Annotated in this window: 13 protein-coding genes, 1 tRNA gene and 2 pseudogenes; 7 read left to right on the forward strand and 9 right to left on the reverse strand. The window is 60.7% G+C overall.

Features of this window, described 5'->3' with window-relative positions:
• The first annotated feature begins 128 nt into the window (after window positions 1–128).
• A protein-coding gene (locus BM341_RS04825) for an IS630 family transposase (protein WP_089793498.1) occupies window positions 129–1,141 on the forward strand; the annotation gives its coding sequence in 2 pieces (ribosomal slippage) (window positions 129–516 and window positions 516–1,141; 1,014 coding nt in all).
• Between the two features lie 315 nt (window positions 1,142–1,456).
• On the opposite strand, the gene BM341_RS04830 is transcribed toward BM341_RS04825, so the two are convergent.
• Window positions 1,457–1,533 (reverse strand) — tRNA-Arg (locus BM341_RS04830).
• A 217-nt stretch (window positions 1,534–1,750) separates the two neighbouring features.
• Between BM341_RS04830 and BM341_RS04835 the strand changes: the two genes are divergently transcribed.
• Window positions 1,751–2,620: a c-type cytochrome gene (locus BM341_RS04835; RefSeq protein WP_245784173.1), complete on the forward strand. Its 870-nt coding sequence runs from the start codon at window positions 1,751–1,753 to the stop codon at window positions 2,618–2,620.
• Between the two features lie 116 nt (window positions 2,621–2,736).
• On the opposite strand, the gene rep is transcribed toward BM341_RS04835, so the two are convergent.
• From rep to pyrE, 3 genes are read right to left on the reverse strand one after another with little or no spacing between them, the layout of a single operon-like run.
• Window positions 2,737–4,815 carry a DNA helicase Rep gene (rep, locus tag BM341_RS04840; protein WP_089793501.1) on the reverse strand — a complete coding sequence of 693 codons (2,079 nt, stop codon included), beginning with the start codon at window positions 4,813–4,815 and terminating at the stop codon, window positions 2,737–2,739.
• Between the two features lie 3 nt (window positions 4,816–4,818).
• Entirely contained in the window at window positions 4,819–5,286 is a 468-nt protein-coding gene (gene trmL, locus BM341_RS04845; RefSeq protein ID WP_089793503.1) for a tRNA (uridine(34)/cytosine(34)/5-carboxymethylaminomethyluridine(34)-2'-O)-methyltransferase TrmL, read from the reverse strand.
• Between the two features lie 7 nt (window positions 5,287–5,293).
• Window positions 5,294–5,956: an orotate phosphoribosyltransferase gene (gene pyrE / locus BM341_RS04850; RefSeq protein WP_089794174.1), complete on the reverse strand. Its 663-nt coding sequence runs from the start codon at window positions 5,954–5,956 to the stop codon at window positions 5,294–5,296.
• A gap of 132 nt (window positions 5,957–6,088) precedes the next feature.
• Between pyrE and BM341_RS04855 the strand changes: the two genes are divergently transcribed.
• On the forward strand, window positions 6,089–6,856 hold the full coding sequence (locus BM341_RS04855) for an exodeoxyribonuclease III (RefSeq protein WP_089793504.1): 768 nt from the start codon (window positions 6,089–6,091) through the stop codon (window positions 6,854–6,856).
• A gap of 82 nt (window positions 6,857–6,938) precedes the next feature.
• Here the strand turns inward: BM341_RS04855 and rph are convergent, their stop codons facing one another.
• The gene (rph, locus tag BM341_RS04860) at window positions 6,939–7,676 is read right to left on the reverse strand and encodes a ribonuclease PH (RefSeq protein WP_089793506.1); all 738 of its coding nucleotides are present in this window, start codon (window positions 7,674–7,676) and stop codon (window positions 6,939–6,941) included.
• A 155-nt stretch (window positions 7,677–7,831) separates the two neighbouring features.
• On the opposite strand from rph, the gene BM341_RS04865 reads away from it, so the two are divergent.
• The 3 genes and pseudogenes from BM341_RS04865 to BM341_RS19470 form a co-directional block, all read left to right on the forward strand.
• Window positions 7,832–8,695, forward strand: coding sequence for a YicC/YloC family endoribonuclease (locus tag BM341_RS04865; RefSeq protein ID WP_089793508.1), 864 nt, complete (start codon window positions 7,832–7,834; stop codon window positions 8,693–8,695).
• A gap of 348 nt (window positions 8,696–9,043) precedes the next feature.
• Window positions 9,044–10,306 (forward strand): tyrosine-type recombinase/integrase, encoded by a 1,263-nt coding sequence (locus BM341_RS04870; RefSeq protein ID WP_089793510.1) that lies wholly within the window; start codon window positions 9,044–9,046, stop codon window positions 10,304–10,306.
• Between the two features lie 42 nt (window positions 10,307–10,348).
• Window positions 10,349–10,782 (forward strand): annotated as a pseudogene (locus BM341_RS19470) (transposase); the annotation flags it as partial.
• Here BM341_RS19470 and BM341_RS04880 read toward each other — a convergent pair.
• Window positions 10,725–10,985, reverse strand: a pseudogene (locus tag BM341_RS04880) (IS1380 family transposase); the annotation flags it as partial. The pseudogenes BM341_RS19470 and BM341_RS04880 overlap by 58 nt on opposite strands.
• Window positions 10,986–11,695: 710 nt before the next feature.
• Here BM341_RS04880 and BM341_RS04885 point away from each other — a divergent pair.
• Window positions 11,696–12,457 carry a sulfite exporter TauE/SafE family protein gene (locus BM341_RS04885; RefSeq protein WP_175507799.1) on the forward strand — a complete coding sequence of 254 codons (762 nt, stop codon included), beginning with the start codon at window positions 11,696–11,698 and terminating at the stop codon, window positions 12,455–12,457.
• 456 nt (window positions 12,458–12,913) lie between these two features.
• Here the strand turns inward: BM341_RS04885 and BM341_RS04890 are convergent, their stop codons facing one another.
• The 3 genes from BM341_RS04890 to BM341_RS04900 all read right to left on the reverse strand — a co-directional run bounded on the left by BM341_RS04890 (window position 12,914) and on the right by BM341_RS04900 (window position 15,659).
• Entirely contained in the window at window positions 12,914–13,714 is an 801-nt protein-coding gene (locus BM341_RS04890; RefSeq protein ID WP_089793514.1) for an enoyl-CoA hydratase/isomerase family protein, read from the reverse strand.
• Between the two features lie 203 nt (window positions 13,715–13,917).
• Entirely contained in the window at window positions 13,918–15,495 is a 1,578-nt protein-coding gene (locus BM341_RS04895; protein WP_089793516.1) for a class I adenylate-forming enzyme family protein, read from the reverse strand.
• Window positions 15,489–15,659 carry a hypothetical protein gene (locus BM341_RS04900; protein WP_175507800.1) on the reverse strand — a complete coding sequence of 57 codons (171 nt, stop codon included), beginning with the start codon at window positions 15,657–15,659 and terminating at the stop codon, window positions 15,489–15,491. The genes BM341_RS04895 and BM341_RS04900 overlap by 7 nt, the downstream gene beginning before the upstream one ends.
• Window positions 15,660–15,681: the final 22 nt, after the last annotated feature.

The raw sequence follows: 15,681 nt of genomic DNA on the forward strand, positions 1-15,681 counted from the left end.
AATGGAGCCTAACCCATGGATACCTTCGATTCCATGCTTGCCGATGAAGCATCTCAGTTCACGACTAAGTGCTTGATCTAATATTTTCGTGTAGTGTCTGGGTTAGCCTATCTGACATAGACGGAACGATGAAAAAGCGCTTCGTTGTCCCTCTCACTGGCGCTGAACAGCAGGCGCTGAACTCGGCCTATCACCATGGTGAGAAGACCGCCCTGCGCCGGCGTGCCCATGCCATTCTGCTGAGTTCTCAAGGCCATACCATTAACCAAATCAGTGAGATACTGCAGGTTCGTCGCGATGCTGTATCACGCTGGCTCAAACAGTGGGAACTGTCGGGCCTCGACGGGCTCATCGACAAGCCTCGCAGTGGACGCACGCCGATCCTGGATGATGGCGATCACCAGCGACTACAGGAATTGGTGGCTAAGCAGCCCCATCAGATTCGAACCTTGCCGGCTCGCCTGCACGAAGAGACCGGCAAGACGGTTAGCACGGTGACCCTTCGCCGGGCGTTGAAAAAAATCACCATAGTTTCAAGCGCATCGGACATTCACTGAAGGCAAGGCGTGACGAATCGGATTCCCGCAACACTCACGGTCTCCTCAAAGCGCTTCAAAGGCGGGAAGACCAGGGCGAGCACGAGCTCTATTACTTTGATGAATCAGGCTTTTCGCAATCGTCGTCGGTACCATACGCATGGAGCCCCATCGGTAAGCCCTGCGAGGTGACCGCCTATTCCCATAGCCGAAGGCTGAACGTGCTGGGGTTTCTCAGTCGAGCCGGGAAGCTGGTCTACCACACCGTCACCGAATCGGTGACCACCGAGACGGTCATCGAAGCGTTTGACAAATTGGTGGCGCAGAAGGACCCCGATACCTTCGCTGTCGTGGTACTCGACAATGCAAGTATGCATCGCTCCAAGGCCTTCAAGCGCAAGCTTTTGGAGTGGATGTCGCATCGTGTGCACCTGGTCTATCTATCGACTTACTCGCCGGAGCTGAACCTGATCGAGATTCTGTGGCGGCAGATGAAATACGCATGGTTACCGCTGAGTGCGTACCTGTCGTTTAACCGCCTCTCTGATGAGATACATCGCCTGCTCGGCAGCTACGGAACAGATAACGTGATTACTTTTGCATAGGCACTTACCTAACACTCCAACAGATGAGGGTCACAGGGAGCGGAGTAAATTCCAGCCGGAATCAAGCGAGCATCTGACAAGGCCGCAAGCACGTGTGTAATAGAGAAAGGAGCATTGCCATTATACTGACGACTGTCGTCAGCTAAGCGGACCTGATGCAGCGCTTGTGACCACATCGGTGTCCAGCCGGCGCCGATGGTCAATTAGTCGTTACTGATTGACAGTAATTTCTTTCGACGCTGGTCACAACGTGGTCACAGGATGGTCACAGACAAAGAAAAGGGCTTACGACATTGTCGTAAGCCCTTGAATTCATGGCGCGCCCGGCAGGATTCGAACCTGCGACCCTCGGCTTCGGAGGCCGATACTCTATCCAACTGAGCTACGGGCGCGTGGCGCTCGGCGTGGCGGCCTGAGCGGTCGACATCCTAACCGCCCCACTGCCGACTGTCCAGCAGCGGCGGTCGGCTACGCCCAATGGCGATACTGAAGCATTTTCCCGACGATTGCGTTGTCGGTATACTATCTCTCATGTGCGCGTCATGGTGTCCTTGGCTGTCGTGGTGCCGAGCGTGTTTCCGATTACAGGATCGTCGAGAGGTGGTGAGAGTGAAATCCAGTAAGCTGATCATGGGGTGTCTGGCCACGCTGGGCCTGACGACAGGCATAGCCTTCGCACAGGATGCCCAGGACGAGGCGATTGCCGAACGACTGGAGCCGGTGGGCGAGCTGTGCCTAGAGGGCGAAGATTGTGGCACGGCAATGGCCGCCAGCAGCGATGAGGGTGGCGATTCCGGCAGCGTCGATGGCGAGACCATCTACGGCAACGTGTGTGCCGCATGTCATGAATCCGGTGCGGCCGGCGCGCCGATCCGCGGCGCAGAAGACGGCTGGTCCGACCGGGTCGAGAAAGGGTTCGCGACGCTGCTCGACCATTCCATCAACGGCTTCAATGCGATGCCGGCGCGCGGCGGCAACCCCGACTTGTCGGATGAGGAAGTCGAAGCCGCCACCGCTTACCTGGTAGAGCCGGTCATGGACGTGCCCGAGGCGGGAGGCGAAGAAGCCGCCGCCGAAGGCGAAGCAACAGCAGACGCTGAAGCGAGTGAGGAAACCTCGGGCGAGGCAACCGAGACGGCTTCCACTGACGCTGAAGCGGAAGGCGGTGAAGAAGCGTCGGGAGAGGCAACCGAGACAGCCGCCGCCGAAACTGAAACGGAAGGCAACGGTGATAGTGGCCTCGATGGTGAAGCGCTCTACAGCAGCTCTGGCTGCGTCGCCTGCCATGCGTCCGGCGCGGCTGGCGCACCGATACTTGGCGATGCAGAGGCCTGGGCGCCGCGCCTTGAAAAGGGTACCGAGGAGCTTTATGCCAGCGCCATCAACGGTATCGGCGCCATGCCGCCCAAGGGCGGGAGCAGTGCCTCCGACGAAGAAATCCAGGCCATGGTTGATTACATGATCAGTGAGGTCGAATAAGCCGGCCAGTTCCGTTCTCACTCATCGATAGATGATAGATAAGTAAAAAGAAAAAGCGGGGTGCCTGGTGGCGCCCCGTTGTCGTTTACGCCTGCGGCGCGCGTCCGAAAAGAGGGCTACCCCAACAGGGAGCGCAGCCCGGCGATGGCATCCTTGCCGCGTGCCTGCTTCTTCTCCGGGTCCTCTTTATCGGCGCGGCCCTCCCAATCGAGGTCGGCCTCCGGCAATTCATCGAGGAAGCGGCTCGGCGCGCAGTCCATAAGCTCACCATAGGCCTTGCGCTGACGGGCCAGCGTCAGCGTCAAAGTCTGGCGGGCGCGGGTGATACCGACATAGGCGAGCCGGCGCTCTTCCTCCACCGTGCCAGCCTCGACGGCGTTGCGATGCGGCAGAAGTTCCTCTTCGAGCCCCATCAGGTAGACATGCGGGAACTCCAGCCCTTTGGAGGCGTGCATGGTCAGCAGTTGCACGCGGTCGGAGTCGTCCTCTTCGGCTTGCTGCTCAAGGATGTCGCGCAGCACCAGCCGCGAGATAGCCGATTGCACATCGTCGGTCTCGGTTTCATCAGAGGCCGCGCTGTCTTCAGGGCTCGCGTCTTCAGGAGCAGCCTGCATCGAATTCTCGAGCTGGTCGATCAGCGTCCAGACGTTGGCCATGCGCCGCTCGGCGATGGTCGGTGCACTGGCGTTCTGGTGCAGCCAGGCCTCGTAATCCATGTCGTGCATCATCTCGCGGATCGCAGCGATGGCGTCGCCCTGGTCCATGCGCTTACGCACGCCATCGATGAAGTGCGTGAAGCGGCCCAGACGCTCGACGGCGCGGGTCGGCAGCACCTGTTCCAGACCCAGCTCGTGGCAGGCGGCGAACAGCGAGATGCCGCGCCCGGTGGCCTGGCCGTTGGCATAGTTGGCCAGCTTTTCCAGCGTGCCCGGCCCCACCTCGCGGCGCGGCACGTTGACGATGCGCAGGAAAGCGTTGTCGTCGGCCGGGTTGATCAGCAGTCGCAGGTAGGCCATGGCGTCCTTGATCTCGCCACGCGAGAAGAACGAAGTGCCGCCGGAGAGCTTGTAGGGAATCTGATAGTGCTGCAGCTTGAGCTCGAGCAGCCGGGCCTGGAAGTTACCACGATAAAGCACCGCAAAATCGCGCCACTCGGCGCGCGCCTTGATGCGCCGGGTGAGGATCTCGCTGGCCACCCGCTCGGCCTCGGCCTCTTCATGACGGTTGACCACCACGCGGATCGCCTCGCCATCACCCATCTGCGACCACAGCGTCTTCTCGTAGACGTGCGGATTATGCGCGATCAAGGTGTTGGCGGCGCGCAGGATGGTGCCGGTGGAGCGATAGTTCTGTTCCAGCTTGACAACCTTGAGCCGGGGAAAATCCTCACCCAGGGTGACCAGGTTCTCGGGGCGCGCACCCCGCCAGGCGTAGATCGACTGGTCGTCGTCGCCCACCACGGTGAAGGTGGCCCGCTCGCTCATCAGCAGCTTGACCAGCAGGTACTGGCTGACGTTGGTGTCCTGGTATTCATCCACCAGCATGTAGTGGATCTTGCGACGCCAGCGTGCCAGCGCTTCGGGATCGTCGCGCAGCAGCACCACCGGCAGCAGGATCAGGTCGTCGAAATCGACGGCGTTGTAAGCCTTGAGATGGCGCACGTAGGCTTCATAGACGCGGGCGGCGTACTGCTCGTCGTCATCGACGGCATGCGAGAGCGCCTCGCCCGGCAGCACCAGGTCGTTCTTCCACTGGGAGATCTGGTGCTGGACGCGGTTGATCTGGTCGGCCTCGACCTGGGCGTCCTTGTTCATCAGGTCGCGCAGCAGCGCCTTGGCATCCTCGGGGTCGAACAGCGAGAAGCCGGGCTTGTAGCCCAGCGCCTTCAGCTCGCCACGGATGATGTTGAGCCCCAGGGTATGGAAGGTCGACACGGTGAGCCCGTGCCCCTCCTTGCCCTTGAGCAGCTGGCCCACGCGCTCCTTCATCTCGCGGGCGGCCTTGTTGGTGAAGGTCACAGCGGCAATCCGGCGGGCGCTCATGCCGCATTCCTGCACCAGGTAGGCGATCTTGGTGGTGATCACGCTGGTCTTGCCAGAGCCAGCCCCGGCCAGCACCAGACAGGGCCCATCGATGTAGCGCACCGCCTCCTGCTGGCGCGGGTTCAGCTTGGCCAGGCGTTGCTTGATCGACATCGCTTACTCCTTGGCGCCCTGAAAACCCAGCTGCCGCCAGGCCTCGAAGACGATCACCGCACAGGCGTTGGAGAGATTGAGGCTGCGACTCTCGGGCAGCATGGGAATGCGTAGGCACTGGGCCGCGGGGAGCTGGTCGAGCATTGCCTGGGGCAGGCCGCGTGTCTCGGGGCCGAACACCAGGGCATCGCCCTCACGGTAGGCGGGCGCGTGATAACCGGTGCGGCCACGCGTCGAGACGGCGAAGACCCGAGTGGGGCGGATCTCATCCAGAAAGCTCGACCAGTCGCGGTGCACCCGTACACGCGCCCACTCGTGGTAATCCAGCCCGGCGCGCCTGAGTCGCTTGTCGTCAAGCGCGAAGCCCAGCGGTTCGATCAGATGCAGGCGAAAGCCGGTGTTGGCGCACAGGCGAATGAGATTGCCGGTATTGGGCGGAATCTCGGGCTGATAGAGCACCACATCGAGCATACGGGCATCAGCGCTTCACGCCGTAGCGGTCGCGATAGGCGCGAATGGCATCGGCGTGAGGTTGCATGGCGGCGCCGGCGTGCGTTTCCAGGTAGCAAAGCACCATCTCCAGAGTGACGATGCTGATCACCGGCATGGCGTAGCGTTTCTCGATCTCTTGAATGGCGCTGCGCGGATCGGCGTCGTCACGGCCGCGCTCCTGGCGGTCGAGTGCCACGACCACCCCGGCGGCCTCGGCGCCCGCTTCTTGAATCAGGCCCATGACCTCGCGAATCGCGGTGCCGGCGGTGATCACGTCGTCGATGATCAGCACCCGGCCCGCAAGCTCGGCCCCTACGATATTGCCGCCCTCACCGTGATCCTTGGCCTCCTTGCGGTTGAAGGCATAGGGCAGGTCGCGGCCATGATGGTCGGCCAGCGCCACGGCGGTACTCGCCGCCAGCGGAATGCCCTTGTAGGCTGGGCCGAACAGCACATTAACGTCAGGACATTGCGCGGCAATGGCGCGAGCGTAGAAGCGCCCCAGCCGGGCGAGCGCCCCCCCGGTGCGAAACAGACCGGCGTTGAAGAAATAGGGGCTGACACGACCCGACTTCAGCGTCACCTCGCCGAAGCGCAGCACGCCTTGCTCGATGGCAAATTCGATGAACTCGCGCTGATAGGCATGCATAGCGACTTGCGGCTGCGCTGAGGGGTCAGAATTGTCCACCGCGGGCTCCTTATCTGCCTAATCGACAAAGGCCATTTACCCAAACGTCGAAACGTCGGGTATCATACACGCGCGACGCAAAAGGGACTATGTATGAAAATCGCCACCATCAATGTCGACGGCATCCGGGAGGCGGTCGGTCGAGGCTTTCTCGATTGGCTTGCCAACCAGGATGCCGATGTCGTCTGCGTGCAGAATCTCAAGGCCAAGAGCTTCGAGCTGGACGACAGCATTCTCTACCCCGAAGGATACGAGGGCTATTTCCTCGATGCCGAACAGGACGGCTTCGCTGGCGTGGGCCTCTATTGTCGCAAGATTCCCAAGGCCATCATGTACGGCCTGGGCTTTCCGCAGTGCGATCATGAGGGTCGTTTCCTGCAGGCCGACTACGACCGCTTCAGTGTCGCCAGCTTCCTGATGCCCGATGGCAGCGACCCGGCCGCCAAGCATGCCTTCATGGCGCAGTATCAGGAATACCTGGGCAAGATGGCGCGCAAGCGCCGCGAGTACATCATCTGCGGCACCTGGCATATCGCCCACAAGACGGTCGACCTGGCCAACTGGGCGGATCACCAGACCACCCCGGGGTTCAAGCCCGAGGAGCGCGCCTGGATGGATCAGGTATTCGGTCCCACCGGCTTCATCGACACCTTTCGCGAGATCAACCGCGACGGTGGCGAATACACCTGGTGGCCGGCCCTCGCCCAGGATCAGCCGCGTTCGCGCCAAGAAGGCTGGCGGATCGACTACCAGATCGTCGGACCCAATTTCCGGCGCCATGTGATCGACGCCTGGATCGATGAAGACGCCACTTTCTCGCGTTTCGCCCCGCTGATCGTCGAGTACGACCTGACACTCTGAGCTGGCTCCTCCTGCGTCGCGCGCCGGCTTTATAAGGCCGGCGCAGTCCATCTGACGTGAGTAGCGGCGAGCCGAGTGGCGACTAGCCGCGAATGCCCAGCGCCTCACGCTGATGGGCATATAGTTGGGCGCCCGCTTGCTCGGCGAGATCGAGCATGGCGTTGAGCTGCTCGCGGCTGAAGGTACCCGCCTCGGCCGTGCCCTGGATCTCGATCAAGCCACCGCTTTCGGCCATCACCACGTTCATGTCGGTGCCGGCCGTGCTGTCCTCGGGATAATCGAGATCGACCACCGGCACGCCCTTGAACAGGCCCACCGAGACCGAGCTGACTAGCTGCGCGAAGGGGTCGCCCTTGATCTTCTTCTCGCGCTGCAGGTAGCGAATGGCATCGACCAGCGCCACGCAACCGCCGGTGATCGAGGCAGTACGAGTACCGCCATCGGCCTGGATGACGTCGCAATCCACGGTGATGGTGAACTCGCCGAGCTTCTTGAGATTCACCGCCGCGCGTAGCGAGCGGCCGATCAGCCGCTGGATCTCCAACGTGCGACCGCCCTGCTTGCCCCGCGTCGCTTCGCGCCCGCCGCGCGTGTGCGTCGCGCGGGGCAACATGCCGTATTCCGCCGTGACCCAGCCTTGATGCTTGCCGCGCAGCCAACGCGGCACGCCGGCCTCGACGCTGGCGTTGCACAGCACCTTGGTATCGCCGAATTCCACCAGTACCGAGCCCTCGGCATGGCGGGTGTAGTCGCGGGTCAGCTTGATATCGCGGGGCTGGTCGGGGGCGCGTCCGCTGGGACGTCGAATGTCCGAGGACATGGTACCTCTCTGAAACATGGTGGCTCTCTGAGTTCATCGGTAGGGAATGGCGCGGCCACAAGGCCGGATGCGGGCCATTCTACACGGTCGCCGGGGGGAATCGGTTACACTGGCGGATGAATCATTTCGACCCGCCGGCCTCAGGAGCTCCGTCCATGGTCCACAGCATGACCGCCTTCGCCCGACAGGACCACGAGGCTGCGTGGGGCAGCCTTCAGCTGGAGCTGCGCTCGGTGAACCAGCGCTACCTGGAGCCGCACTTCCGGCTACCCGAGGGGCTTCGTGACCTGGAGCCGCTGTTTCGTGAGACGCTGCGCCGGCGCCTGGCCCGCGGCAAGGTGGAATGCACGCTGCGCTTCGAGCCGGCCGTCGCCGAGGCCGACATGGCCGTCAACAGCGAGCGTCTCGAGGCGCTGGCCGTCGCCCTGGCCGAGGTCCGTCGGGCCGTGCCCGGCGCGCCGTTGCCCGATGCCCTGGCCCTGCTCGACCATCCCGGTGTGCTGGAAATCCCCGGGCCCGACATGCAAACCGTCAAGCAACAGGCCCAGGCGCTGTTCGCCGCCACGCTCGACGACCTCGTGGCCGGTCGCGCCCGGGAAGGCGAAAAGCTCGCCGCACTGATCCGCCAACGGCTCGACGCGGTAAACGCCCAGGTCGCCGAAGTGCGCCGGCTGATGCCCGAGATCCGCCAGCGCCAGCGCATCCAGCTGCTCGAGCAACTGGAAACGGCCAGGGCCGATCTCGACCCGCAACGGCTCGAGGCGGAAATCCTGCTGCTGGTCCAGAAGGCCGATGTCGACGAGGAACTCGACCGTTTGACGGCGCACGTCGGTGAGGTCGAACGTCAGCTCGAACAGCCGGGGCCGGTGGGTCGGCGCCTCGACTTCCTGATGCAGGAACTCAACCGCGAGGCCAACACCCTGTCCTCCAAGTCGGTCGTGGCGAATACGACCCGCTGCGCCGTGGAGCTCAAGGTGCTGATCGAACAGATGCGTGAGCAGATCCAAAACATCGAGTGACGTCCACACGCATCTATGCAATCCTATAAGATATTGTTTTTCTTCACTTTAAAGAAAGTGGTTGTCTACAGTCGTCTACCAAAACCCACCTAAGGCTCTCGCCAAGTGGGTAGTACAATGGGTAGTATATCGATGCGCTACCCACCCAGAGGGGTAATTTTCCAATGAGTACTACCCACTTAAAACGCTCACCCCTGAAGTTCTTCTTTCCATCCAGAGCAGCCATTACCCTCCCTCTTTGCCATCAAAGGCTTTATAAACAGTCCTTTAATGGAGCATAAGCCTCTCTGGCAATGACGTATTTAAACGGTAGTTTCAAATTTTGGTGGTGCTTGCCAGGAGGAGATAATGGGGAGTTTCACAGCCAAGAAGGTCCAGTCCCTGATCAAGGACGGTGCACCTGGCCGCTACAGCGATGGAAGCGGCCTGTACCTGATGATCCCCAAAAAGGGCGCTCCCTATTGGATGCATCGGTACACGCTCGCTGGAAAGCGCCGTGAGCTGACGCTGGACAAGTACGCGGACCTTTCCCTAGCCGAAGCTCGCGAGCAAGCTGTAGAGGCCCAGAAGGCCATTCGCAACGGCATCGACCCCATCGAAGAGCGTAAGCGTGAAGAGCAGGCCACCATCCACACCGTCAAGGATCTCTTCACCGATTGGTACCAAGACTTAGAGAAGCGCCTGAAGCACCCACGCATCCCGAAACGAATCTTCGAAAAGGAGGTTGCCCCCTCCATCGGGCACCTCACTCTGGATAGCGTCACGCCCATGGACGTTCGGGCCATCGTCAGAAAGGTAGCCAACAGCGGCCGGCCGGCCATTGCCAACGACACCCTGATGTACCTGAAGCAGCTGTTCAACCACGCCATCAAGTTGGGACTGTTCACCTACAACCCGGCAGCGGCCTTCAACGTCAACGATGCAGGCGGTATCGAGAAAAGCCGCGATCGGGCCCTCAGCCTCGATGAGATTCGCCAGGTCTTTCGAATCTACAGGGACAACAACGACAGCTTCAGCCGCGACAACTATCTCGCCTGTGCGCTTCTGCTCGTCCTGGGGGTGCGCAAGACCGAGCTGACCGAAGCCCAGTGGTCAGCATTCGACCTCAAGAACGGCCGGTGGGATCTGTCCGGTGAGCGCAGCAAGACAGGTACTGGGATTGTCATCCCCCTCCCCCCGCAAACTATCACCTGGCTGGAGGAACTCAAGATTCGCGCCTGCGGCTCGGTCTATGTCTTTCCCAACCGCCGCAGCAGTAAGCGGCCGCACATGGGCAAGGACACACTGAATCGCGCCATTGCCAAGCTATTCGGCAAGGAGCCAGGCAAGAAGCCGCAGCCAGAGAACAGGATGGGCGAGATCGCCGAGTTTACCGTGCACGACTTGCGACGCACCTGCCGCAGCTTGCTGGCTGCTGCTGGTGTGCAAGGGCATGTCGCGGAGCGCTGCCTGAATCACAAGCTCAAGGGCGTAGAAGGCATTTACGACCGTCACGATTACTTCGATGAAAGGAAAGAGGCCCTGAACATGGTGGCAGAGCTTGTTGATCCTCTCATCAACGGCACGCCAAAAGTACGTTCGGAAGAAGATAGACAGATTGCGACATCATAAGCACGCCTCATCAGCAGGTCTTAAGCTTTGTCCGAAAAGTCATTGTCGACCGACCCAGCTTTCGCAGACAAGGTGCGTGCCGTTGTCAGTCTCTACATGGATCTTCCTGACCGGTCGATCGTGCTTTCGGTCGAAAAGAAGAGCCAGATCCAGGCACTTAACCGTACTCAGCCAAGCCTACCACTGACGTTTGGGCAGCACGAACCCGAACCCACGACTATAAGCGCCATGGCACGACCTCGCTATTTGCGGCACTGGACATCGCGACCGGTGAAGTCACTGGTCGCATCGAGCGTCTACATCGTAGTGCGGAGTTTCTGGATCTCCTCAATGCCATCGGCCGATCAGTGCCAGCTGGTCTCGATGTCCATCTCATCATGGTCAACTATGGGACACACAAAACCGACAAGGTAAAGGCCTGGTTGGCGGAGAGGCTCAGCAGCAGACTCACCTTGTTGCGGGCCATCACGTCCTGGACAGTGGAGTTACCGCGATCCGTCGACGAGAGGTGAATGTCGAGGGCCGACTTCACCTCGCCCATATGCCCCTCGGCGCAGCCGCGCTTGCGGTACAACGCCAGAAGCTTCTCCGGCGGCCAGTCGAACTTGCCGAGGTTGATAACAAAGAAGAAGCTATGCGGCAGCAGATCATCGGGGCGCTCCTGCACCACCAGCACCAGCACCAGCGTCGCGGGTACGGCTCGACCCCGCCTAGTACGTCAGGCACGACAGCACCGGACCGGGAACTTTCGGGATAGGTGGCTCCGACACCTGTGCTATCACCTTTCGGGGGAGAAAGGCGGGCCTCCCATGTTTCTGGGGAACCCCTGTATGGACATGCCCTGTTCTACGACATCGGCGGCCCTTTCCCATCAAGCCTGTACGATGGGTCAGTGTTGCCTTCCAGGACCGTAAGCCTGTCGACGACCGCGACTAGGATGCTTTCGGTGCTCAATCGTACGGCCTATCCACTCGCTGCGTACGCTTCGCAGTGGCGGTTACCCGACACCACGCAACACTCGCTACCGGCTGGTGGCTAGCCTTGGCCGGGTGGAGACTTACACCCACTGGGCTTCACTTCGCCCTTTTTGTCGCACCTTCGCGCGACTTACCGGACGACAAGCCTTTGCCTGGCGCACTACGCTTTCACCCATAGCGGATGGTCCTATGGAAACAGGTCATTGACGTAACATACTTATTTCTATAGAGAATACCATTCGCTATTTTCGTTTTCAGGCTTGCCTCATGTATAAGCCGGGCTTGAGGTAACGGATGAGTCCGCCGCACTGGAAAAAGTCTACTTTTATAATTACAATCATGTAAACAATATTGTCATGCAGCGTGGGCTCGGCCACTGCGAGAGCTGCGAAGTCTCCCGGGGTGCCACGACTTGAGCCTTTCCTCGTTACTGATCTTCCTCACCAGCGCATTCATAGGCGGCTACTTTCAGACCCTGATCGGCTTCGCCATGGGAATGGTGGTGATGGCCTTCTGCGTGACCTTGGGCGTCACCACGGTGGCAGAGACGGCGCTGGCACTTAACGTACTCTCGCTGACGAACGCCGCCGTGGTCCTACCCAAGATCTGGCGCCACACCGACTGGCCCGGATTGCTGATGAGTATGCTAGGTCTCGTGCCAGGCACAATCGGCGGCGTGTTTTTGCTGGACATGCTCAGCTCCAACTATACATGGGCGCTGCGCCTGCTCGTCGGTGCTTTCATCATCCTGGGCGGGCTGGCACTATTCCTTCAGCCGCAGCCGCGCACGCAACGCTCCGGGCCGGCGAGCTTCACCGCCGCCGGCGCGGCCGCCGGCGTGATGGGTGGGATGTTCGGAATCGCCGGCCCGCCGGTGGTGTTTCACTTGTACAGCCAGCCCACCTCCATACTTACCATCCGTGCCACTTTGATAATGGGGTTTGCCGCTCTGGCAGCTGTGAGGCTGGTTACCGTCGCCGCCGAGCCGGATATGGATATGCACACCGGCCTGACCACGGGTATCTTTGCCGTGCCGGTTGTAATCTTGGCCAGCTGGCTTTGCGGTCGCTTTCCGCCGCCCGCCTCTCCCACAGCTGTGCGCCGCATCGCATTCATCATGCTGATCGCCATGGGCGCCTTCATCATCCTTACGACCCTGTTCGGAGCCAGCTAGTAGGCAAGAGAGATACAGCCGGACGGCCGTGTTTGTCCCGGCTCTCCAACTCCTACTGGCCGATGGCCTGGGCGCCCCCCGAGCGAGTGCGGCTTACGGTCTTCGGCAATTACAGCGTGCTGTACCTGGCCGTGCGGCCGCCGCGCGACGAGGATGTCCGCTTATACCTCCGTTCGCCGAGCCAGAGGCCGCCCATCCATCGCCATCAAGCGCCATGATCCCTTCATTATCTTGGCAGCTTGTTCCAGGCGCTGCCCGCTATCTGGTCAGAGCAAGACTGCTCTAAAATGCCCGGGGCGATTCAATCGACATTTACACAATCGATGTTATTGCCATTTTGATTGGATCAACGCGAACGCCAGCCAAATGGCCAAAGCTATTTACCAAACGGGCAGTTAACCCCCCGGACCCAACAGCTACCAAAATGTCATAGGTCTCAGGTATATCCACCGCCCATCATCGACCCCTCCATGAGGGCGGGCGTTTCTCGACGAAAGCGCGCACCCCCTCTGCTCGGTCCTCGCTAGCCATCAGTCGCTGATGCAGCGCAAGTTCATAAGCGAGCCCACTGTTGAGATCAAGCTCGCCTCCGATTTGTACAGCCCGCCGTATCGAGCGGACTGCCAAGGGTGGCATCGAGGCGATCCGCTCAGCCCTCTCTAATGCATTGTTGAGCAAGTCTGCCCGAGGAAAAATTCGGGAAACGATACCGCACTCCCGAGCCTCTTCCGCATTTATCCGGTCGCCAGTCAGCAACATCTCAAGAGCCCTACCGCCTCCAATAATTCGAGGTAGGAATTGAGTTCCACCGAGTCCTGGCATAATGCCAAGGCCAATTTCCGGTAAACCGAATTCTGCTTCCTCTGAAGCAAGCACGATATCAGAGGCCAGCGCTATTTCCGCACCGCCTCCGAGTGCCACACCCTGAACTGCAGCTATTACCGGTACGTCCAAGCTCTGACGAATCGTCAGGAATAACCGGAAAAGAGCATGCTGGCGCCGGATACCATCATCGTCCAGACGGTTTCGCTCCTTGAGATCGGCCCCCACACAGAAAGCCCGGGTCCCAGTAGCCGTGATCACTATACAGCGCAATTGAGTGTCCACTACCCAGTCGCTGAACTGTTGAACCAACTCAGTGGCCATCACACTATTAAGTGCATGAAGCGCCTCAGGGCGCATTAGGGTCAAGATCGCAATATTGTCATCACGTCGTTCAACGCTTATAGTGGAATATTCATGTGACTCGCGGCTCATACGTACCTCTTATAGTTAAAGTTAGTGTTTTAATGTTTAATGCTAATTCGTGTCACCTAGTCTCACATTCAGCGCCAGGCTGTTGCGTTGGGTGCTTTTGCCGGCGACTAACGGCGCAGTTCACTGCGGTCACGACGTTAGTAGTCGAGTGGGACATGGTACAAAGCCTTTAGGCGCAGGGCTCGGGCTAGGAGCCACCTTATCTAGTCTTCCGTGCCCGCGAACAGCCTGATCAACTCACTTCGGATCCGTTGCTTCTGCACCTTGCCATTGCCGGTGCGCGGAAGGCTCTCCATGATCCGCACTGCCTTGGGCAATTTAAAACCGGCTAGGTGCTCACGACAGTGGGCGATCAGCCCCGCCTCGTCCACCTGCTCGCCCGGCTTGGGAATGACGACGGCCACTACCGCCTCATTCCAGCGCGGATGAGGCACGCCCACCACAGCGGCCTCGGACACCGCCGGGTGCTTCAGCAGGCAGCGCTCGATTTCCACCGAGGCGACGTTTTCTCCGCCGGTCTTGATCAAGTCCTTCTTGCGGTCGGTGAACCACACGACCCCATCATTGTCAATCCAGCCCAAGTCGCCGCTATGGAGCCAGCCGTGGGCGAACGCCTCGGCGGTTTTCTCCAACATATTTAAATAGCCGTTCATCACCTGCGGTCCACGGTAGACAATCTCCCCCACTTCGCCGCGAGGCAGCCGCCGGCCCTCGCCGTCCATTATGGCAATGCGGGTAATAGCCGTGGCCGAGCCCCAGGAGGCAGCCTTGCTCCATTGGTGCTCGGGGCGCTGATAGGTGCTTCGGGGCAGCTCGGTCAAACCGGCGCCCGACACCACGTCAGCGAGGGGGAATAGAGAGTGGATGACTTCCAATCGCTCCACCGGCATGGTAGCGATGGTGTAGATAGCGCGGGTCACGGATGGCAGCGGCCGGCCGCCGCGCGTTTCTTGCAGGGCGGCGTACATAACCGGCAGCAGCACCAGCATGCTGATGCCGTGACGCTCGATGAGCTCTGCCGCCCGTGCTGCCTCGAAACGGCGCTCCAGTACCAGCGTTCCGCCTGCGAGCAGCACTGGCAGACTGGTGGCGTTGAGCTGGGCGACATGGAAAAGCGGCAGCACCCCCAAGATGGTGGTCTCGTGGCTCATGCGGTTGGCCAACGCGTTCGACATGGCAGCCAGTGTCACCGCTAAGTGGCTGGTGAGCACGCCCTTTGGCGCGGCGGTGGTGCCGCTGGTGTAAAGCAGTTGCACCGGGTCGCGATCGCCTATCACTACCTCCAGTTCTCCGTCGCGGCCACCAGCCAGCAGCGCCTCGAAGGAGTCGGCGCTCTTAGCCACCTCCGTCGACGGGCCACCGATCCTGTACACTGCCTTCAACGAGGGTACCTGTTCGGGCAGCGGCCGGGCCGTCTTGATCAGGCCGGCCTCGGCAATCAGCAGTTTGGCCCGCGCGTCGTTCAGGCAGTAAGCGATCTCCTGGCTGCGCATGCCCAGGTTCACCGGTAAGCAAACGAGCCCAGCCTTGGCGCAGGCGAAGTAGATGATCAGCAGCTCGCGGCAGTTGCCGGCCATGACCGCCACTACGTCTTGGCGCTTTAGGCTAAGCGCGAGCAGCGCGTGCCCGAGACGGTCAGAGCGCGTGGCCAACTCGTGGTAGCTCAAGACGCCGATGGCCTCGATCAGGGCCGGACGGTCGGGGAAGAGATCGGCGCTGCGGGTGAGGATGTCACCCACCGCTACCCGTTCGATGAGATTACGTTCTAGGTCGCTCACCATGTTCGGACCTCCGGCACCGAGGTGACGAGCACCTTCATAATAGACTTCGTGAGAATGGCGAGATCCGCCTCGCTCATCACGTAGGCCGACGTTACATATACCAGCTTGCCGAAGGGCAGCACCCACACGCCGGACTCAACGAAGCTCGGCATGGTTCGGCCCATACCCAGGGGCTTCGTAAGCTCG

The organism is Halomonas korlensis, assembly GCF_900116705.1.
In the GTDB taxonomy this organism is placed as follows: Bacteria; Pseudomonadota; Gammaproteobacteria; order Pseudomonadales; family Halomonadaceae; genus Halomonas; species Halomonas korlensis.